Origin of the sequence: Kosakonia sp. 1610, from assembly GCF_050435845.1 — a bacterium.
Classification (GTDB): domain Bacteria; phylum Pseudomonadota; class Gammaproteobacteria; order Enterobacterales; family Enterobacteriaceae; genus Kosakonia; species Kosakonia cowanii.
Genome location: NZ_JBNDKZ010000002.1, coordinates 533,876 through 549,429, shown reverse-complemented (window position 1 = coordinate 549,429; position 15,554 = coordinate 533,876). Strand labels below are relative to the sequence as shown.

15 protein-coding genes are annotated in these 15,554 nt (G+C 60.8%); 10 read left to right on the top strand and 5 right to left on the bottom strand.

The window, feature by feature from the left end; translation table 11 throughout:
- Nucleotides 1-281: 281 nt before the first annotated feature.
- Nucleotides 282-710, bottom strand: a complete 429-nt coding sequence (locus ABIC80_RS10585) for a hypothetical protein (RefSeq protein WP_429177005.1) — start codon at nucleotides 708-710, stop codon at nucleotides 282-284.
- A gap of 206 nt (nucleotides 711-916) precedes the next feature.
- On the opposite strand from ABIC80_RS10585, the gene ABIC80_RS10580 reads away from it, so the two are divergent.
- Genes ABIC80_RS10580 through ABIC80_RS10570 form a run of 3 tightly spaced genes read left to right on the top strand, consistent with a single transcriptional unit; the run spans nucleotide 917 to nucleotide 3,872 of the window.
- Nucleotides 917-2,035 carry an ABC transporter substrate-binding protein gene (locus tag ABIC80_RS10580; protein ID WP_429177003.1) on the top strand — a complete coding sequence of 373 codons (1,119 nt, stop codon included), beginning with the start codon at nucleotides 917-919 and terminating at the stop codon, nucleotides 2,033-2,035.
- A gap of 32 nt (nucleotides 2,036-2,067) precedes the next feature.
- Nucleotides 2,068-3,096: a FecCD family ABC transporter permease gene (locus tag ABIC80_RS10575; RefSeq protein WP_192869631.1), complete on the top strand. Its 1,029-nt coding sequence runs from the start codon at nucleotides 2,068-2,070 to the stop codon at nucleotides 3,094-3,096.
- Nucleotides 3,093-3,872, top strand: coding sequence for an ABC transporter ATP-binding protein (locus ABIC80_RS10570; RefSeq protein ID WP_429177000.1), 780 nt, complete (start codon nucleotides 3,093-3,095; stop codon nucleotides 3,870-3,872). Before ABIC80_RS10575 ends, ABIC80_RS10570 begins: the two co-directional genes overlap by 4 nt.
- 21 nt (nucleotides 3,873-3,893) lie before the next feature.
- On the opposite strand, the gene ABIC80_RS10565 is transcribed toward ABIC80_RS10570, so the two are convergent.
- From ABIC80_RS10565 to ABIC80_RS10555, 3 genes are read right to left on the bottom strand one after another with little or no spacing between them, the layout of a single operon-like run.
- The gene (locus tag ABIC80_RS10565; RefSeq protein ID WP_429176997.1) at nucleotides 3,894-4,373 is read right to left on the bottom strand and encodes a tetratricopeptide repeat protein; all 480 of its coding nucleotides are present in this window, start codon (nucleotides 4,371-4,373) and stop codon (nucleotides 3,894-3,896) included.
- A 60-nt stretch (nucleotides 4,374-4,433) separates the two neighbouring features.
- Nucleotides 4,434-5,732, bottom strand: coding sequence for a PQQ-dependent sugar dehydrogenase (locus ABIC80_RS10560; RefSeq protein ID WP_429176995.1), 1,299 nt, complete (start codon nucleotides 5,730-5,732; stop codon nucleotides 4,434-4,436).
- The gene (locus tag ABIC80_RS10555) at nucleotides 5,729-6,157 is read right to left on the bottom strand and encodes a DUF2231 domain-containing protein (protein WP_023479947.1); all 429 of its coding nucleotides are present in this window, start codon (nucleotides 6,155-6,157) and stop codon (nucleotides 5,729-5,731) included. Before ABIC80_RS10555 ends, ABIC80_RS10560 begins: the two co-directional genes overlap by 4 nt.
- 283 nt (nucleotides 6,158-6,440) lie before the next feature.
- Between ABIC80_RS10555 and ABIC80_RS10550 the strand changes: the two genes are divergently transcribed.
- The 7 genes from ABIC80_RS10550 (at nucleotide 6,441) to ABIC80_RS10520 (ending at nucleotide 13,845) form a co-directional block, all read left to right on the top strand.
- Nucleotides 6,441-8,537 carry a TonB-dependent receptor gene (locus tag ABIC80_RS10550; RefSeq protein ID WP_429176993.1) on the top strand — a complete coding sequence of 699 codons (2,097 nt, stop codon included), beginning with the start codon at nucleotides 6,441-6,443 and terminating at the stop codon, nucleotides 8,535-8,537.
- Between the two features lie 38 nt (nucleotides 8,538-8,575).
- On the top strand, nucleotides 8,576-9,475 hold the full coding sequence (locus ABIC80_RS10545; protein WP_429176991.1) for an ABC transporter substrate-binding protein: 900 nt from the start codon (nucleotides 8,576-8,578) through the stop codon (nucleotides 9,473-9,475).
- A complete protein-coding gene (locus tag ABIC80_RS10540; RefSeq protein ID WP_042713354.1) occupies nucleotides 9,472-10,458 on the top strand; it encodes a FecCD family ABC transporter permease in 987 nt (328 codons plus the stop codon). Before ABIC80_RS10545 ends, ABIC80_RS10540 begins: the two co-directional genes overlap by 4 nt.
- Nucleotides 10,448-11,479, top strand: coding sequence for a FecCD family ABC transporter permease (locus ABIC80_RS10535; RefSeq protein ID WP_429176989.1), 1,032 nt, complete (start codon nucleotides 10,448-10,450; stop codon nucleotides 11,477-11,479). Before ABIC80_RS10540 ends, ABIC80_RS10535 begins: the two co-directional genes overlap by 11 nt.
- A gap of 14 nt (nucleotides 11,480-11,493) precedes the next feature.
- On the top strand, nucleotides 11,494-12,288 hold the full coding sequence (locus ABIC80_RS10530) for an ABC transporter ATP-binding protein (protein WP_242389063.1): 795 nt from the start codon (nucleotides 11,494-11,496) through the stop codon (nucleotides 12,286-12,288).
- On the top strand, nucleotides 12,275-13,021 hold the full coding sequence (locus tag ABIC80_RS10525; protein ID WP_429176987.1) for an IucA/IucC family C-terminal-domain containing protein: 747 nt from the start codon (nucleotides 12,275-12,277) through the stop codon (nucleotides 13,019-13,021). The genes ABIC80_RS10530 and ABIC80_RS10525 overlap by 14 nt, the downstream gene beginning before the upstream one ends.
- 62 nt (nucleotides 13,022-13,083) lie before the next feature.
- Nucleotides 13,084-13,845 carry an AraC family transcriptional regulator gene (locus tag ABIC80_RS10520; RefSeq protein WP_429176985.1) on the top strand — a complete coding sequence of 254 codons (762 nt, stop codon included), beginning with the start codon at nucleotides 13,084-13,086 and terminating at the stop codon, nucleotides 13,843-13,845.
- On the opposite strand, the gene leuA is transcribed toward ABIC80_RS10520, so the two are convergent.
- Nucleotides 13,835-15,505: a 2-isopropylmalate synthase gene (gene leuA, locus ABIC80_RS10515; protein WP_429176982.1), complete on the bottom strand. Its 1,671-nt coding sequence runs from the start codon at nucleotides 15,503-15,505 to the stop codon at nucleotides 13,835-13,837. The two genes, ABIC80_RS10520 and leuA, sit on opposite strands and share 11 nt — an antisense overlap.
- Between the last annotated feature and the right edge of the window lie 49 nt (nucleotides 15,506-15,554).

Here is a 15,554-nt window from a genome sequence, read left to right as displayed (position 1 = left end):
CGTAGGCCGGATAAGGCGCAGCCGCCATCCGGCAATGGGGTTTCAGCGGCCCCGCATCCGTAGGCCGGATAAGGCGCAGCCGCCATCCGGCAATGGGGTTTCAGCCGCTCCGCACCCGTAGGCCGGATAAGGCGCAGCCGCCATCCGGCAATGGGGTTTCAGCGGCCCCGCATCCGTAGGCCGGATAAGGCGCAGCCGCCATCCGGCAATGATGTTTCAGCGGCCCCGCATCCGTAGGCCGGATAAGCGCCAGCGCCATCCGGCAATATCAAACCGCTGCATCACGCAAACGGATGCTGCAAAACCACTTCACTCTCTCTTCTGTTGGCCTGCGCCTGCGTGGCGGCGTCATCGTGCCCTTTTTCATACCGCGGTGGGGTGATCGCCGGGTAAACAAAGCTGCCCACTTCGCTGCACTGCTCCGGGTCTTCATCACCCGCATAAAAGAGATAGTACTGATTCGAATCCGGGAAGAACGCCAGGCTGTCGCCATTGCGAAAGGTGGTGCTCCAGAAGGGCACGCCCGCTTTGGTATGCGCCCGCTCTTTGCCCGCCGCGATCTGAAAATGGTCGCCCCACTTCATGGTCGTCAGGCTGTAATCAAAAAAGGAGATGGTCAACGCGCCGCGCGTCGGGCAGTTCAGCCTCACCGCATCGTCGGCGCGGGCGGTGGCAATAAACATCAACAGCAGGAAGAGGGTGTATTTCATAGCAAGCGGGTCCGGCAAAAGCAAAGCATGAGGGTAAAGCATTGCCGCGTATAAACCCGTAAGAAAATATGTCAGAAAAAGAGAAAGAGAATCAGGATGTTAAGAAAGGGGTGTATTTGTTGAAACCGTATAGGTTTTGTTGAGCTAAACATGATAATAATTATCAAAAGTATAAAATTCTCATTACCATCAGGACACCTTTTTCTATGCATGGAAAAATCCGCACTACGCTGCTTCTCGGCGCGCTGCTCACGCTGCCCGTTCTCGCGCAGGCCACGCAGTATCCCCTTACGGTGACCGATTTTAGCGGTCGCAAAGTGACATTGGATCACGAGCCACAGCGCGTGATTTTGCAGGATGGCCGCGACATCATGACCCTCGCGCTGCTCGATCGCGATAACCCGTTTAAGCGGCTGGTGGCATGGAACAACCTGGCAAAAAAGCAGGATATCGAAAGCTGGAAGATGCTGAAAACCCGCTGGCCGGAAGCGGCCAACATTCTCGATATGGGCTTTAGCGATAAAGGGAATGTCGATCTCGAAAGCGTGCTGGCCAAGCAGCCGGACCTGATGATTGCCCAGCTGCGCGCGAAACCGTCGCTCACCGACAGCGGCGTGCTCGACAAGCTGACGGCACTGAAAATCCCGGTGGTGTTTGTCGATTACAATGTGAACCCGGCGAAAGATACCGCGCCAAGCGTCGATCTGCTGGGCAAAGTGCTTAACCGCGAAAGCAACGCTGAAGCTTACACCACTTACTATCGCCAGCATCAGCAGGCGATCACGCAGAAAACCGCCGCCATTACGCCGAAGCCAAAAGTGTTTGTCGAAGCGCTGGCGGGCAGAGCCGACAGCTGCTGCTTTACCCACGGCCACAGCGGCTGGGGCGGTCTGGTGGAAGCGGTCGGCGCAACCAACCTCGGCTCCGAGCTGCTGCCGGGCGCCACCGGTTTTATCTCCCTTGAGAAGCTCATCAGCGTCAACCCGGATGTCTACATCATGACCGGCTCCAAACGTGGCAACGGCCAGGTGCTGCCGCTCGGCCTGAATGCCTCGCCGGACGAGGTGAATAAGCAGGCGCAGGTGCTACTGAGCCGCACCGGCATCAACCAGATCCCGGCGGTAGCGCAGAAGCACGTGTATGGTGTTTATCACCACTTCTACAACCACCCGTATAACATCGTGGGCATGGAGTATCTGGCGAAGGATATCTACCCGCAGGCGTTTGCCGATCTCAACCCGGATGCGACTTATCATCACATCATCAAAAACTTCACCAAACTGCCGGATGACGGCTTTGTTTACAGCTGGCAGCAGGGCAAATAACCAGAATGAGTACCACTCTTGACGCGGGCGCGTTGATGGATAACTACCGCGCGATAATTCGTCGTCGCGTCGGCCTGCTGGCACTGCTGGTGGGGTTGATTATCGCCTCAATGCTGCTCGACTTTACGCTCGGCCCCTCCGGCCTGTCGCTGGATGTGCTGGGGCAAACGCTGCTGCATCCGCAGAGCGTCGATGCCGGAATCCGGGTGATTGTCTGGGATATCCGCATGCCCTATGCGCTGATGGCGATTGTCGTCGGCTTAACGCTGGGGCTTGCGGGGGCTGAGATGCAGACCATCCTCAATAACCCGCTCGCCAGCCCGTTTACCCTCGGTGTTTCGTCGGCGGCGGCCTTTGGCGCGGCGCTGGCGATCGTGCTTGGCATCGGCATTCCCGGCATCCCCGCCCAGTGGTTTATCTCGGCTAACGCCTTTATCTTCGCGCTGCTGGCGGCGCTGCTGCTCGATGGCATCACTCGCTGGACGCAGGTGGCGACCTCCGGCGTGGTGCTGTTTGGTATTGCGCTGGTCTTCACCTTTAACGCGCTGGTGTCGATGCTGCAATTTATCGCCAATGAGGACACCCTGCAGGGGCTGGTCTTCTGGACGATGGGCAGCATTGCCCGCGCCTCGTGGGAGAAGCTCGGCATTCTGCTGCTGGCGCTGGCGGTGATTATGCCGCTGTCGATGCTCAGCTCCTGGAAGCTCACTTCCCTGCGTTTAGGTGAAGATCGCGCCATCAGCTTTGGTATCAACGTGCGACGCCTGCGGCTGACAACGCTGCTGCGCATTAGTATTTTGTCGGCGCTGTCGGTGGCATTCGTCGGGCCGATTGGCTTTATCGGCCTCGTAGCACCGCACATTGCCCGCATGCTGTTTGGCGAGGATCACCGCTTCTATCTTCCGGGCAGTGCGCTGATCGGCGCGCTGGTGCTGTCACTGGCGTCGATTGTCTCTAAAAACCTGATTGATGGCGTCATCATCCCGGTCGGCATCGTCACCTCGCTGGTCGGCGTGCCGTTCTTTATCACCATTATTGTGCGCCACCGGGGGAGTGTATGAGCCTGCAGTCCGGTTTATCCCTGCGCGGCTTCAGCGCGGGTTATCACAAACAGCCGATTATTCAGGATCTGGCGATTGACCATCTGCCGCGCGGCAAAGTGACGATCCTGCTCGGGCCGAACGGCAGCGGCAAATCGACGCTGCTGCGCGCCATGGCCGGGCTGAACAGAGCCCAGGGTGAACTGCGGCTCGATGGCGAGGATCTGCTGACGCAGCCCTTCGCCAGACGCGCCGAGCAGGTGGTTTACCTGCCGCAGTCGCTGCCGGCGGGCGTGCATCTGCATGTGCTGGAGTCGATTATCGTCGCGCAGCGCGCGTCCGGTGGCCTGCACAGCGCAGAGCAGCAGGCGCAGGTGATGGCACTCTTGCGCCAGCTGGGCATTGAGCACCTGGCGCTGCACTATCTCGATCAGCTCTCCGGCGGGCAGAAACAGCTGGTCGGTCTGGCGCAGTCGCTGATCCGCCAGCCCACCTTGCTGCTGCTCGATGAGCCGCTCAGCGCGCTGGATCTTAATTATCAGTTTCACGTGATGGATCTGGTGAAGCGCGAAACCCAGCGCCGCAACATCGTCACCGTGGTGGTGGTGCACGATATCAATATCGCGCTGCGCCACGGCGACCATGTGCTGATCCTGAAGAAGGGGCAGCTGGTAGCCGACGGCGATCCGGGGGAGGTGATCACCCCACACACGCTGGCGGAGGTGTACGGCGTGCGCGGGCGGGTCGAGCCCTGCTCGCAGGGGATGAAACAGGTGATTATCGACGGTTTAAGCTGAGCGTAAGTCGCCGCAGCGCGATCACCAGCGCTGATGCGGGTTCTGCGCGTAGTTGCGCAGCACATCGGCGTAGGGTGCCGTGCGGGCATCTGGGTTTTGCACAAGGGATCCCATCAGCACGGCAAGCGCGGCGTCGTGCTCGCCGAGATTATGCAGGCAGATCGCATAGAAGGGCGGTACTTCGCTTGCCTGTGGCCAGCGGGCGATAATCTCCGCAAACTGCGCTTTCGCCTGCGGGTATTTCCCCAGGCAGCGCCAGGTTGAGGCGAGGCCAAAGCGCGCCTCAAACTCATCTTCGTCGCTAAGGCCAGCCTCAATCGCCGCGAGGTAATACCCTTCGGCATCCCGCTCATGGCCCTGGTTATCAAACGACCAGGCGATATTGAGCAACGCCTGCGCGCGCAGCGCCGGTTCATCGGCAAGAGCCTTTAACGCCTCGCGGCTCTGCTCATGCTCGCCTGCTTTTCGCAGCGCAATTGCTGCCTGCAACCTGCTCTCCATTTGCCTCTCCTTAAAAATGTTGAGGCTATGTTATAAGCGAGGCGGCAGGCAGCCACAAGGTTAGCGCGCGCTGACCCGCCAGATGGTGTTGCCCGCATCGTCGGCAATCAGGACGCCGCCCTGCTTATCCATCGCCAGGCCGACCGGCAGACCGCGGACCTGCTTCTCATCATCGGTAAGAAAACCGCTCACCACCGGCTGCGGTTGCCCGACCGGTTTGCCGTTTTCAAACTTCACCCACACCACCTGGTAGCCGTTGAGTGGCTTGCGGTTCCAGCTGCCGTGCTCGCTGACAAACGCGCCGCCGCGGTATTGCGGCATATTCTCGCCGGTGTAGAAGAGCAGGCCGAGCGGGGCGACGTGGGAGCTGAGCGCGTAATCGGGCTTAATCGCCTGCTTCACCAGATCCGGGCGCGGCGGCTGGACGCGCTCATCCACATGCTGACCGAAGTAGCTATAGGGCCAGCCGTAGAAGCCTTTATCCTGCACCGAAGTCATGTAATCCGGCACCAGATCGGAGCCAATCTCGTCACGTTCGTTGACGATTGCCCACAACGCACCGCTCTCTGGCTCCCACTGCAACCCAGTCGGGTTGCGCAGGCCGCTGGCGAAAATGCGGCTCGCCCCGGTCGCGGCATCCACTTCCAGCACTGCCGCACGGCGATATTCCGCGCCGATCCCGTTTTCGGTGATGTTGCTGTTGGAGCCAACGCCGACATAGAGCTTGCTGCCATCAGGGCTGGCGAGCAGGGATTTGGTCCAGTGGTGGTTAATCGGCCCACCCGGCAGTTCCGTTACCACTTCGCCCGGCGCGGTAATGGTGGTTTGCCCCTCCTGATAGGGGAATTTTACCAGGCTGTCGGCATTCGCCACCCACAGGGTGTTGCCAATCAACTGGATACCGAACGGCGATTGCAGGTTTTCAATAAAGGTGTGCTTCTGCCATTTGCCGTCGACATTGCGCAGCAGGGTGATGCGATTGCCGCCAGGACCGCCTTTGCCGGAGGCTTTCTGCACGATGCCCATAATCAGCTGTTTCGGGCGCGTGGTTGGCTTCGCCGGGCCGTTGGCTTCCGCTACCAGCACATCGTTATTTGGCAGCACATAGACCTGACGCGGGTGTTGCAGGCCATCGGCAACTTTCTCAATCTTCAGCCCCTGCGCCACTTTTGGCATCTCGCCCTCTTTCCACGCCACCCCTTCCGGCACCTGCATCGGCGGCATCAGGAAGTTTTGCGCTTTTGGCAGTTCAGGGTTTGGCCCCACTTGTTTGGCCGGGTCGAGGCTGGCGCCCTGATCGCAGCCGGCCAGCAGGGCGGTGAGCGTAAAGGCGAGGAGTGTTTTGCGGTGGATTCTCATGCGATCACTCCTTTGCGGGTACGAAGGGCAAGCTGGACGTTAGCAATCAGCAGCAGCGCCACCACGGCGGTGGAGAGGATCACCCCCAGCGGCACCACGGCGTAGGCGTCGCGGCTGTGGACAAAGGCGTTAAAAATCGCCAGCACAATGGCCAGCAGCCAGAGCCAGAAGTGGATTTTTACCGCCGCCGTCGCCAGCGGGCGTTGGGTGAACCACACCTGCACCAGGTTGATTAGCCGCGGCACAATCGCCAGCACCAGCCCGATGGCGATAAGCCAGCTTGCCGCGTCGGTCCACATAATTTGAAAAGATTTGAGATAGAGAATATCGAAGATCCACGCGGCGGTGAAAAAGCCGAGCGGCAGGGGGTTTAACAGTTCATAGAGCGCAATGGCGACCCGCGATGGTCCGGAGGTAGTTTGCATTGGTCTTCCTTAGTGAACGGGGGATCGGGAAGTGACCACGACTCAAGCCACAGAACGTGCCTGATAAAGGGTAGACAAAATAATGTGAAACGGCGGTTTGTTAGCAGCGTTGTGCGCCATAACGCATTCTGCATAGTTATAAGTTTCGAGACGGGAATATTCACTTTACATTGAGTTGTTGATAATGATAATCGGTCTCAAATTGTTTCTTATTGTTCTTATTTGATGTTGTTACGGATGATCTTCGCCCGTGCGGCGAGATATTACATTGAGGGTTGTTTGCATGCGATTTTCCCCTTTATATGGCGCGCTTACTCTGGTCATGGCGTCGCCGCTTTATGCGCAGGATGCGACAAGCAGTGAAGAAGATGTGGTTGTAACGGCCACGCGTACCGACGGCTCGCGCAATGACTCCCCGCAGGTGATCAAAGTGATCACTGAAAAGGAGATTGCCCAGCAGCGCCAGCTCACCTCTGATACTTCGCAGATCTTAAGCAACCTGCTGCCGTCGTTTTCGCCGTCGCGGCAGAAGATGTCCGGCAGCGGCGAGACGCTGCGCGGGCGTACGCCGCTGGTGATGATTGACGGTATTCCGCAATCCAACCCGCTGCGCCCAACCGGGCGTGAAATGCACACCGTCGATGCCTCGATGATTGAGCGCATTGAGGTGATCAAAGGGGCCAACACCAGTAACGGCGTGGGCGCGACCGGCGGGGTGATTAACATCATCACCAAACGGGCGAAACCGGGCACCGCCAACCAGCACTTCAGCATCGAAACCACCACGCCGACCTCTGAACTTAATCACGACACGCTGGCCTACAAAACCAACTACAGCATCAATGGCAGCGAGGAGTATCTCGACTACCTCTTCGCCCTCAGCTATGAAGATCAGGGGTTGTTCAAAGATGCGAATAATCACGCGATTGGTGTCGATAACACCCAGGGTGATTTGATGGACTCCCGCGCGTGGGATCTGCTGGCGAAAGTGGGTTACTGGCTCGATAACGACCAGCGCGTGCAGTTAAGCCTTAATCGCTACCGGCTGAAAAATAAAGATAACTATGTCAGCGTCACCGGCGATCGCGACGCGGGCAGGTTGACCACCTCACGCAAAGGCACGCCGGAAGGCACCGCGCCGCATAACGATGTCTGGACCGTGGGCACCACCTACGACAACTACAATCTCGCCGGGATGAAGCTGACCGCGCTGGCCTACTATCAGCGCTACGAAGCGCTGTTCGGTGCGACCAACTCCTCCTCCTTCCAGGACCCGCTGATTGCGCCAATTGGCACGCTCTACGATCAGAGCCGCGCTTACACCGATAAGTACGGCAGCAAAATCGCCCTGACGAAAGATGATATCTGGGACGATCGCATTAAGGCGACGGTGGGCTTCGACACGCTGTTTGATAACTCGAAACAGGATCTGTGGAGCACCGGGCGTACCTATGTGCCGGAGATCAACTACACCGATCTCTCGCCTTTCCTGCAACTGGAGTACGCGCCGGTGGAGTCGGTCAAACTGAGCGGCGGCATCCGCTACGAATATGCACGCCTGAAGATCGACAGCTACCAGACGGTGTGGGCCAACGATCGCGTCACGGTCGAAGGGGGCACGCCGTCGTTTGATGAAACCCTCTACAACGCCGGGGTTGTCTGGACGCCAGTCACACCGCTGAGCCTGTTTGCCAGCTACAGCGAAGGCTTTACCGTGCCGGATGTTGGCCGCGTGCTGCGCGGCATCGACACGCCGGGGGTGAAGCTGAGTGATTACAACAGCCTGCAACCGATCATTACCAAAAACAGCGAAATCGGCTTCCGCGTCCAGCAGGCGCCGTTCGATTTTGAGGCCAGCTACTACAAATCCACCTCTAAACTGGGCAGCCGCGTCGAGTTGCAAAACGACGCCTTTGTCGCGCGACGTGAGAAGACCGAGATCGATGGCGTTGAAGTAAGCGCGGGCTATGCGCCGAACGCTGACCACAAACTGACGCTGGCGTGGTCGCATATGCGCGGCCGTTACGACAGCGATGATAACGGCAGCCTCGATGCCAAACTCGACGGGCTTAATATCGCCCCGGATCGCATCATCGCCAGCTGGTCGGCGAACTGGAACACCGAACTGAGCACCTTCTTGCAGGCTAACTGGGCGCTGAGTAAGAAGTTCGACGACGAGGAGAAGGACTTCTCCGGCTATGCGATTGTCGATGCGGCGGTAGGCTATAAGCTGCCTTACGGTCAGCTGAGCCTCGGCATCTCTAACCTGCTTAACAAGCAGTATGTCACCTACTACTCGCAAAGCGCTTCGGTCGATCCGGATCGCTACTTCGCCGGGCGAGGCCGCACGGCCACACTCGGTTACAGCCTCAACTTCTGATGGTCACCGCTCCCGTCACGGGAGCGGCAACGTAACGGATGAATAGCCTGAATATCTCACTTTCCCGGCGGCGCGGCCTGCAAGCGATGCTGCTTTATGGCATCGCCCCCGGCCTGTTTGCCGCGCCGCCCGCCTTGCCGCGCGCCATTTCACTTTTTCAGGGAGCAACGGACAGCCTGGCCGCCCTCGGCGTGACGCCCTGCGGCATGGTGGAGTCGTGGGCGGAAAAGCCGGTCTATCGCTACCTGCGCCCGCGTTTCTCAAACGTGCCGCAGCTCGGGCTGGAGACGCAGCCGCAGCTGGAAAAGATGGTGCTGCTGAAGCCCGATATCATCTTCGCCTCGCGTTTTCGCCACCAGGATGTCGCGCCGCTGATGGCAAAAATCGCCCCGGTGGCCCTGCTCGATGATGTGTTTGAGTTTAAAAAAACGCTCAGCGTGGTTGGCGACAGGCTTGGCCTTGAACAGCGCGCCAGCGCGCTGCTGCACCAGTGGCGGAGCCGGGTGGTGACGCTGCGCGGGCGCATTGCGCAGCATTTTGCCGCACCGCCGACGGTGTCGGTTATCGAAGTGCGCCCCGATCACATTCGCAGCTATGTCGCCGCCAGTTTTCCCGGCTCGGTGATGAGCGAACTGGGTTTTGGCTGGAACAGCGCCGCGCAACAGGCGCGCAGCACCTCGCTGCGCTTCTCCGGCTTCGAGAATATCCCGCTGCTCGATGCCGATCTCTTCTTCATTTTGCTGCGCACCGAGAGCGCGGCGATTATGCGCCACTATCAGGCGCTGACCGCGCACCCGCTCTGGCAACAGCTGCGGGCGGTGAAGGCGCAGCGGCTCTGGACGGTGGACAGCGTGCCGTGGAGTTTGTCCGGCGGCATTCTTGGCGCGAATCACATGCTTGATGATGTTGACGCCGCGCTGCGCGGGGAGGGGGCATGAAGGGGCGCTTTCTGCTCTGCTTTCTGTTGCTGCTGGTGATGGCGGCACTCAGCGTAATGGTTGGTACGCAAATTTATACGCCGGGCGAGATTGCGCGCGCGCTGTGGCAGCCGGATGCCGCCCTCGCGCGTGATGTGATTATTCACAGCTCGCGCTTACCACGCACGCTGCTGGCGGCGGCTGTCGGTGCTTTCCTCGCGGTGGCGGGGGCGCTGATGCAGGCACTAACACGTAATCCGCTCGCCTCGCCGGGGCTGTTTGGCGTCAATGCCGGTGCGGCGCTGTTGATTGTGCTGGCGGGCGCGCTGTTCAGCATTGGCGAGGCGTGGATCACGCTGCTGCTCGCTTTTACAGGCGCGTGCCTCACCGGGTCGCTGGTGTGGTTTGCCAGCCAGAGAAGCAGCGGTCAGCTTAACCCGCTGCGGCTGGTGCTGGCGGGCGTGGCGATCACCGCCCTGTGCAACGCGTTTACCCAGGCGATTCTGGTGATGGATCAGGAGAGCCTCGACACCATGCTCTTCTGGCTGGCAGGGAGCCTTGCGGGCAACGATCTCGCGCATCTCTACCCGATGCTGCTGCCGGGTGGGCTGCTGCTGATTGTCGCCATGCTCTGCGGCGGGCAGATGGGGGTGCTCAACGCAGGTGAAGAGATCGCCCGCGGTCTCGGGCAGAACATTGCCCGCGTGCGTCTGCTGGCGAGCGTGCTGGTGGTCGGGCTGGCGGGCTGCGCGGTGGCGCTGGCGGGCAATATCGGTTTTGTCGGGCTGATTGTGCCGCACATCGCCCGGCAACTTTTCGGCAGCGATGTGCGCACCCTGCTTCCCGCCTGTGCGCTGCTGGGGGCGTTACTGCTGCTGGCGGCGGATATTGCCGCGCGGGTGGTGATCCTGCCGCAGGAAGTGCCGGTCGGCGTGATGACCGCACTGCTCGGCGCACCCTTCTTTATTCTGCTGGCGCAGCGCCGGGGGCAGCATGCCGGATAGCCAACTCTTTCGCTGCGGCGCGTTTGCCCGGCTCTACTCGCGCCGCCAGTTGCTGATGCTTATGAGCTGCACGCTGATCGCCGCGCTGATTGTACTTATTGCACTGAGCGTCGGCGATGTGCCGATCCCGCTGCTGAATACCCTTCGCTTACTGGTGCTGACAGATAACAGCGCAGAGCATTTTATTCTGCATGAGTTGCGTCTGCCGCGCGTGGCGCTGGCGCTGCTGGCGGGCGGCGGGCTGGGGCTTGCCGGGTTGATTTTGCAAACCTTGGTGCGCAACCCGCTCGCCTCGCCGGACACCCTTGGCGTCACCGCCGGCGCCAGTGCTGGTGCGCTGGTGTGGCTCACCTTTTTTAGCCTGCGCTACGGCAGCGCGGGCATGCCGTATGCGGCGATGGGCGGCGCGGCCTGCGCCGTCGGGCTGATCTTTCTGTTGAGCGCGCGGCGCGGGTTAACGCCGCTGCGCATGATTTTGACCGGGGTTGGCGTCTCGGCGCTGGCGGGGGCGGTGGTGACGCTGATCCTCGTCTTCAGCCCACTGACCACCACCTTTTCTGCGTGGGTGTGGCTGAGCGGCAGCGTCTATGCCGCCAGCTGGCCGAAGGTGCTGCACTTGCTTCTCTTCTACCTGTGGGCGATTCCGCTGTTAATCGTTCTGCTGCGCTATCTGAAGGCGCTACAACTTGAGGATACGCTGGCAACCGGGCTGGGCGTGCGGGTGAATGCCATTCGCCTCCTGCTGTTGCTGGCCTGCGTGGCGCTCTCCGGCAGCGCGGTGGCGCAGGTCGGGGCGATGGCCTTTGTCGGGCTGGTGGCACCGCATCTTGCTCGCCTGGTGGTGGCGCAGGGGATCTTCAGCCAGGCGTATGTCGCGGTGTGCAGCGGCGGCAGTATGGTGGTGGTGGCCGATCTGCTGGCACGCACGCTGTTTCGCCCCGCCGATCTGCCCGCCGGGATCTTTGTCGCGCTGGCCGGTGCGCCGCTCTTTCTTTGGCTGCTGATAAGGCAGCGTTCGTAAGCAATGGGGAAAATGTGTCTCTGATAACGGAAAAACTGCGCGTCAGCTACGCGCAGCGGCAGGTGATCGACGGGCTCGATTTAACCCTGCCGACGGGCAAAGTGTCGGTGCTGATTGGCAGCAACGGCTGCGGGAAAAGCACGCTGTTAAAAGCGATGGCGCGCCTAATCACGCCGCAATCCGGCGCGGTCACTCTCGACGGAATGGATATTCACGCCAGCGCCAGCGCAAAAGTGGCGCGCAAGCTGGCGATTTTGCCGCAAACGCCGGTGGCACCGGAAGGAATTACCGTGCGCCAGCTGGTGAGCCTTGGGCGCTTTCCCTATCAAAACTGGCTGCGGCAGTGGTCAACGGAGGACGATCATCATGTCGATGAGGCGCTGCGCTTAACCGCGACCACGGCGTTGCAGCACCGCCCGGTCGAAGCCCTTTCCGGCGGCCAGCGCCAGCGGGTGTGGATTGCGATGACACTAGCGCAGGCCACCGACACGCTGCTGCTCGATGAGCCAACCACCTGGCTCGATCTGGCGCACCAGGTAGAGATCCTCGAACTGCTGCGCGATCTCAACCGGCGGCAGGGGAAAACCATCATTATGGTGCTGCACGATCTCAATCTCGCCTGCCGCTACGCCGATCACCTGGTCGCCATCCGCGAAGGGCAGGTCGTTGCCGAGGGGGCGCCGCAGCAGATCATGACTGAAGCGTTGGTGAGCCACGTCTTTAACCTGCGCTGTCGCATCATTGACGATCCCTTTTTCCATACGCCGATGTGCATTCCGTTTCCGGGGAATCACCATGCTGAACCCTGACGAACTCGCCTACCTGCGTAAGGCGTTTCGCCTGCGCGTGCTGGACGAGGCCGATACGCGCAGCGTGATAAGCGGCGAGATGCTTAACGCCGACATTTGTGCTGACGTGCTGGATACGATCATGCCGCTGATTGGCGCACCGGATCGCGCCATCACCGCGTCGCTGCTGACCAAGCGGCTCTCCTTTCTGCTGACCGGAAATGTGCTCTATGGGATGAGCGTGTTTGATAAAGGGCTGCATCTCTCCCTTGACGCCAGCCGTCTGGAGTTTGCCCATGACAACGGCTTGTGGACCTCGTCACTGCCCGCCGCGCTTACCGTAACCGGCTATGCACCCGGCGCGCGGGCCGCGTGGCGCGAAAAGGTGGTCGGCGGGCTGTTTCGCGACTTTATCGCCCCGATCTGGCAGCACCTTTCAGCGGTGAGCGGCCTGCCTGCGCAAATCCTCTGGGAGAACTGCGCGGTGCGCGTCTACTCGCTCTACGAAGGGCGTATGGAGGGGCTGAACGAAGCACAGACCGCGCGTCAGCAGGCGGATTTCGCCTGGCTGATTGCTGAGGCCGACCCGGCGCTGTTCGGCCTGAACTGGAACCCGCTTAAGCGTTTTCGCCGCCCGGCGCAGCGCAATGGCGCTGGCGAGGCGGTGCGTTTTCGCCGCACCTGCTGTTTTTACTACAAAGCCTCAACGCCGGTGGAGTATTGCCTCAACTGCCCGCTCTGCCGGGTTAAGTAGGTGACAGCGTGGGCAGCGGTGATTATGGTAAAGCTTCCTGATCAATCGCCAACGGTCACGCCGTGAAACAGACATTTGCACTCGATTTCTCCCACCGCGCGTTGATTCCCTACGCCCATGACTACCGGCACGGGGAGCATGAGCCGTGGCATTCGCACCCCTGCGACCAGCTGATCCACACCCTGAGCGGTGTGATCCGCGTGGAGACGGAGCAGGGGATCTGGATCGTGCCGCCAGGGCGCGGGGTGTGGATCCCGGCGCAGGTGGTGCACACGCTCTTTATTGAGGGCGATGTGCAGGCGCGCGGGGTGTTTGTCGAGCCGCTGGCGAGGGCCGATTTACCGGTGGTGTGCCAGGTGGTGCGCGTCAACGATCTGCTGCGCGCCCTGATGGTCGAGGCGCTGCGGCTGGAGGAGAGTTACCAGCCCGGCAGCCGTGCGGAGCGCATCTATGAGCTGATTCTGGATGAGATCCGGCTGATGAATACGCTGCCGTTTTGCCTGCCGGAGCCGACGTCGGCGCGCTTAAAACCGCTGTGCGACGCGATACGGCAAACGCCGACGCAGACATGGACGCTGGAGCACGCCGCGCGCCAGGTGAATATGAGCGGGCGCACGCTCGCGCGCCACTTCTACCAGCAGACCGGGTTGCAGTTTAGCGAGTGGGTGCGCCGCGCGCGGTTGCTGATCGCCCTGACGCGGCTGGCGAACGGCGAGCCGGTGACGCAGGTGGCGCTGGAGTGCGGCTATGCCACCCCCAGCGCCTTTAGCGCCATGTTTCGCCGGGTGATGGGCGTGCCGCCCGGCGACTACTTTACCCAGTGATAAAGGGCTGCGCGGCGTTAAGCATCGCCTGCAGTGAGGCGCGGGTGATATCGCTATCAATACTGACGCCCCATGCGCGCTCGCCGCGCGCGTTGGCGCAGCAGACATAGGCCACCGAGCGGCTGTCGCTGTGCTTGCCGAGGGTGTGTTCGTGATAGCTCTCAATATTGATCTCAACGTGCAGGCTGCGGCAGAGCGCGGTTAACGCCGCCGAGAGAAAACCGTTGCCCGTTGCATCCAGCTTCAGCGTCTCGTTATGCCAGCGGATCTCCGCGTGCAGAGTGGTGCGCTGCCCCGGCTGGTTGGTGCAGACATACTCAATCAACGCCAGCGGCGGCTGATCCACCAGGCCGTAGGTCTGGCGAAACAGATTCCAGATCGCCATTTGCGACATCTCTTTGCCCGCGCTGTCCGCCGCCTGCTGCACATGCCCGCTGAACGCCTGCTGAAGCTTACGCGGCAAGGTGAGGCCGTGGTTCTGCTCCAGTAGCCAGGCCGCGCCGCTCTTGCCCGACTGGCTGTTGACGCGAATAACCGCTTCGTAGCTACAGCCGATATCCGCCGGGTCGAGCGGCAGATAGGGCACCTGCCAGACGTTCGCCGGGCTGTTTTGCCGCGCGGCAAACCCTTTCTTAATCGCGTCCTGATGCGAGCCGGAAAAGGCGGTAAACACCAGTTCACCGGCGTACGGGTGGCGTGGCGCAACCGGCAACTGGTTACACTCCTCAACCACCTCCACCACCTTTTTCATCTGGCTAAACTCAAGGCCCGGCGCGATGCCCTGGGTGTAGAGATTGAGCGCCAGCGTCACCAGATCGGCATTGCCGGTGCGCTCGCCGTTGCCAAACAAGCAGCCTTCAACCCGCTCTGCGCCTGCCAGCAGCGCCAGCTCGGCGCTGGCAATGCCAGTACCGCGATCGTTATGGGTATGCACGCTGATGCACACCTGCTTGCGGCGCGAGAAGTGGCGACAGAAGTGCTCAATCTGATCGGCATAGACATTGGGCATGCTCACTTCAACGGTGGCTGGCAGGTTGATGATCATCGGCCGCGTGGAATCGGGCTGCCAGACATCGGCCACCGCTTCGCAAATCGCCAGCGCGAACTCCGCTTCGGTAAAGCAGAAGGTTTCGGGTGAATACTGGAACACCCACTGCGTTTCGGGTGCGGCTTCGCACTGCGCGCGGATTTGCCGCGCCGCGTTGACCGCCAGCGCGACAATCTCCTCCTTGCTCTGGCGGAAAACCTGCTCACGGAACACCGGCGCGGTGGCGTTGTAGAGGTGCACCGTCGCGCGGCGCGCGCCCTGCAAGGATTCAAAGGTGCGGCGAATCAGATCCTCACGCGCCTGGGTTAACACCTGAATGGTGACATCTTCAGGGATGCGCTGCTCTTCAATCAGCTGGCGCACAAAGTTAAAGTCCGTTTGCGACGCGGAAGGGAAGGCGACCTCAATCTCTTTAAAGCCGCACTCCAGCAGTAAATCCCAGAATTTCAGTTTGCGCGCCGCATCCATCGGCTCGGCGAGGGCCTGGTTGCCGTCGCGTAAATCCGTCGACAGCCAGCGTGGCGCGTGGGTCAGGACGTTATCCGGCCAGCGGCGATCGCTAAGCGGCAAAGGGGCATGGGGATGATATTTTTCAGCAGGTGTTGTTAACATTTTCGGCTCTCCACAGGGTGTGGTTTTAGTTTCCACACCGCAGCGGATA

What these genes read in the sequence shown, in the direction of transcription:
- leuA (WP_429176982.1), bottom strand. Translation starts at nt 15,505, where the DNA reads ATGTTAACAACACCTGCTGAAAAATATCATCCCCATGCCCCTTTGCCG.
- ABIC80_RS10540 (WP_042713354.1), top strand. Translation starts at nt 9,472, where the DNA reads ATGAAGGGGCGCTTTCTGCTCTGCTTTCTGTTGCTGCTGGTGATGGCG.
- ABIC80_RS10565 (WP_429176997.1), bottom strand. Translation starts at nt 4,373, where the DNA reads ATGGAGAGCAGGTTGCAGGCAGCAATTGCGCTGCGAAAAGCAGGCGAG.
- ABIC80_RS10545 (WP_429176991.1), top strand. Translation starts at nt 8,576, where the DNA reads ATGAATAGCCTGAATATCTCACTTTCCCGGCGGCGCGGCCTGCAAGCG.
- ABIC80_RS10525 (WP_429176987.1), top strand. Translation starts at nt 12,275, where the DNA reads ATGCTGAACCCTGACGAACTCGCCTACCTGCGTAAGGCGTTTCGCCTG.
- ABIC80_RS10585 (WP_429177005.1), bottom strand. Translation starts at nt 710, where the DNA reads ATGAAATACACCCTCTTCCTGCTGTTGATGTTTATTGCCACCGCCCGC.
- ABIC80_RS10570 (WP_429177000.1), top strand. Translation starts at nt 3,093, where the DNA reads ATGAGCCTGCAGTCCGGTTTATCCCTGCGCGGCTTCAGCGCGGGTTAT.
- ABIC80_RS10560 (WP_429176995.1), bottom strand. Translation starts at nt 5,732, where the DNA reads ATGAGAATCCACCGCAAAACACTCCTCGCCTTTACGCTCACCGCCCTG.
- ABIC80_RS10580 (WP_429177003.1), top strand. Translation starts at nt 917, where the DNA reads ATGCATGGAAAAATCCGCACTACGCTGCTTCTCGGCGCGCTGCTCACG.
- ABIC80_RS10555 (WP_023479947.1), bottom strand. Translation starts at nt 6,157, where the DNA reads ATGCAAACTACCTCCGGACCATCGCGGGTCGCCATTGCGCTCTATGAA.
- ABIC80_RS10550 (WP_429176993.1), top strand. Translation starts at nt 6,441, where the DNA reads ATGCGATTTTCCCCTTTATATGGCGCGCTTACTCTGGTCATGGCGTCG.
- ABIC80_RS10535 (WP_429176989.1), top strand. Translation starts at nt 10,448, where the DNA reads ATGCCGGATAGCCAACTCTTTCGCTGCGGCGCGTTTGCCCGGCTCTAC.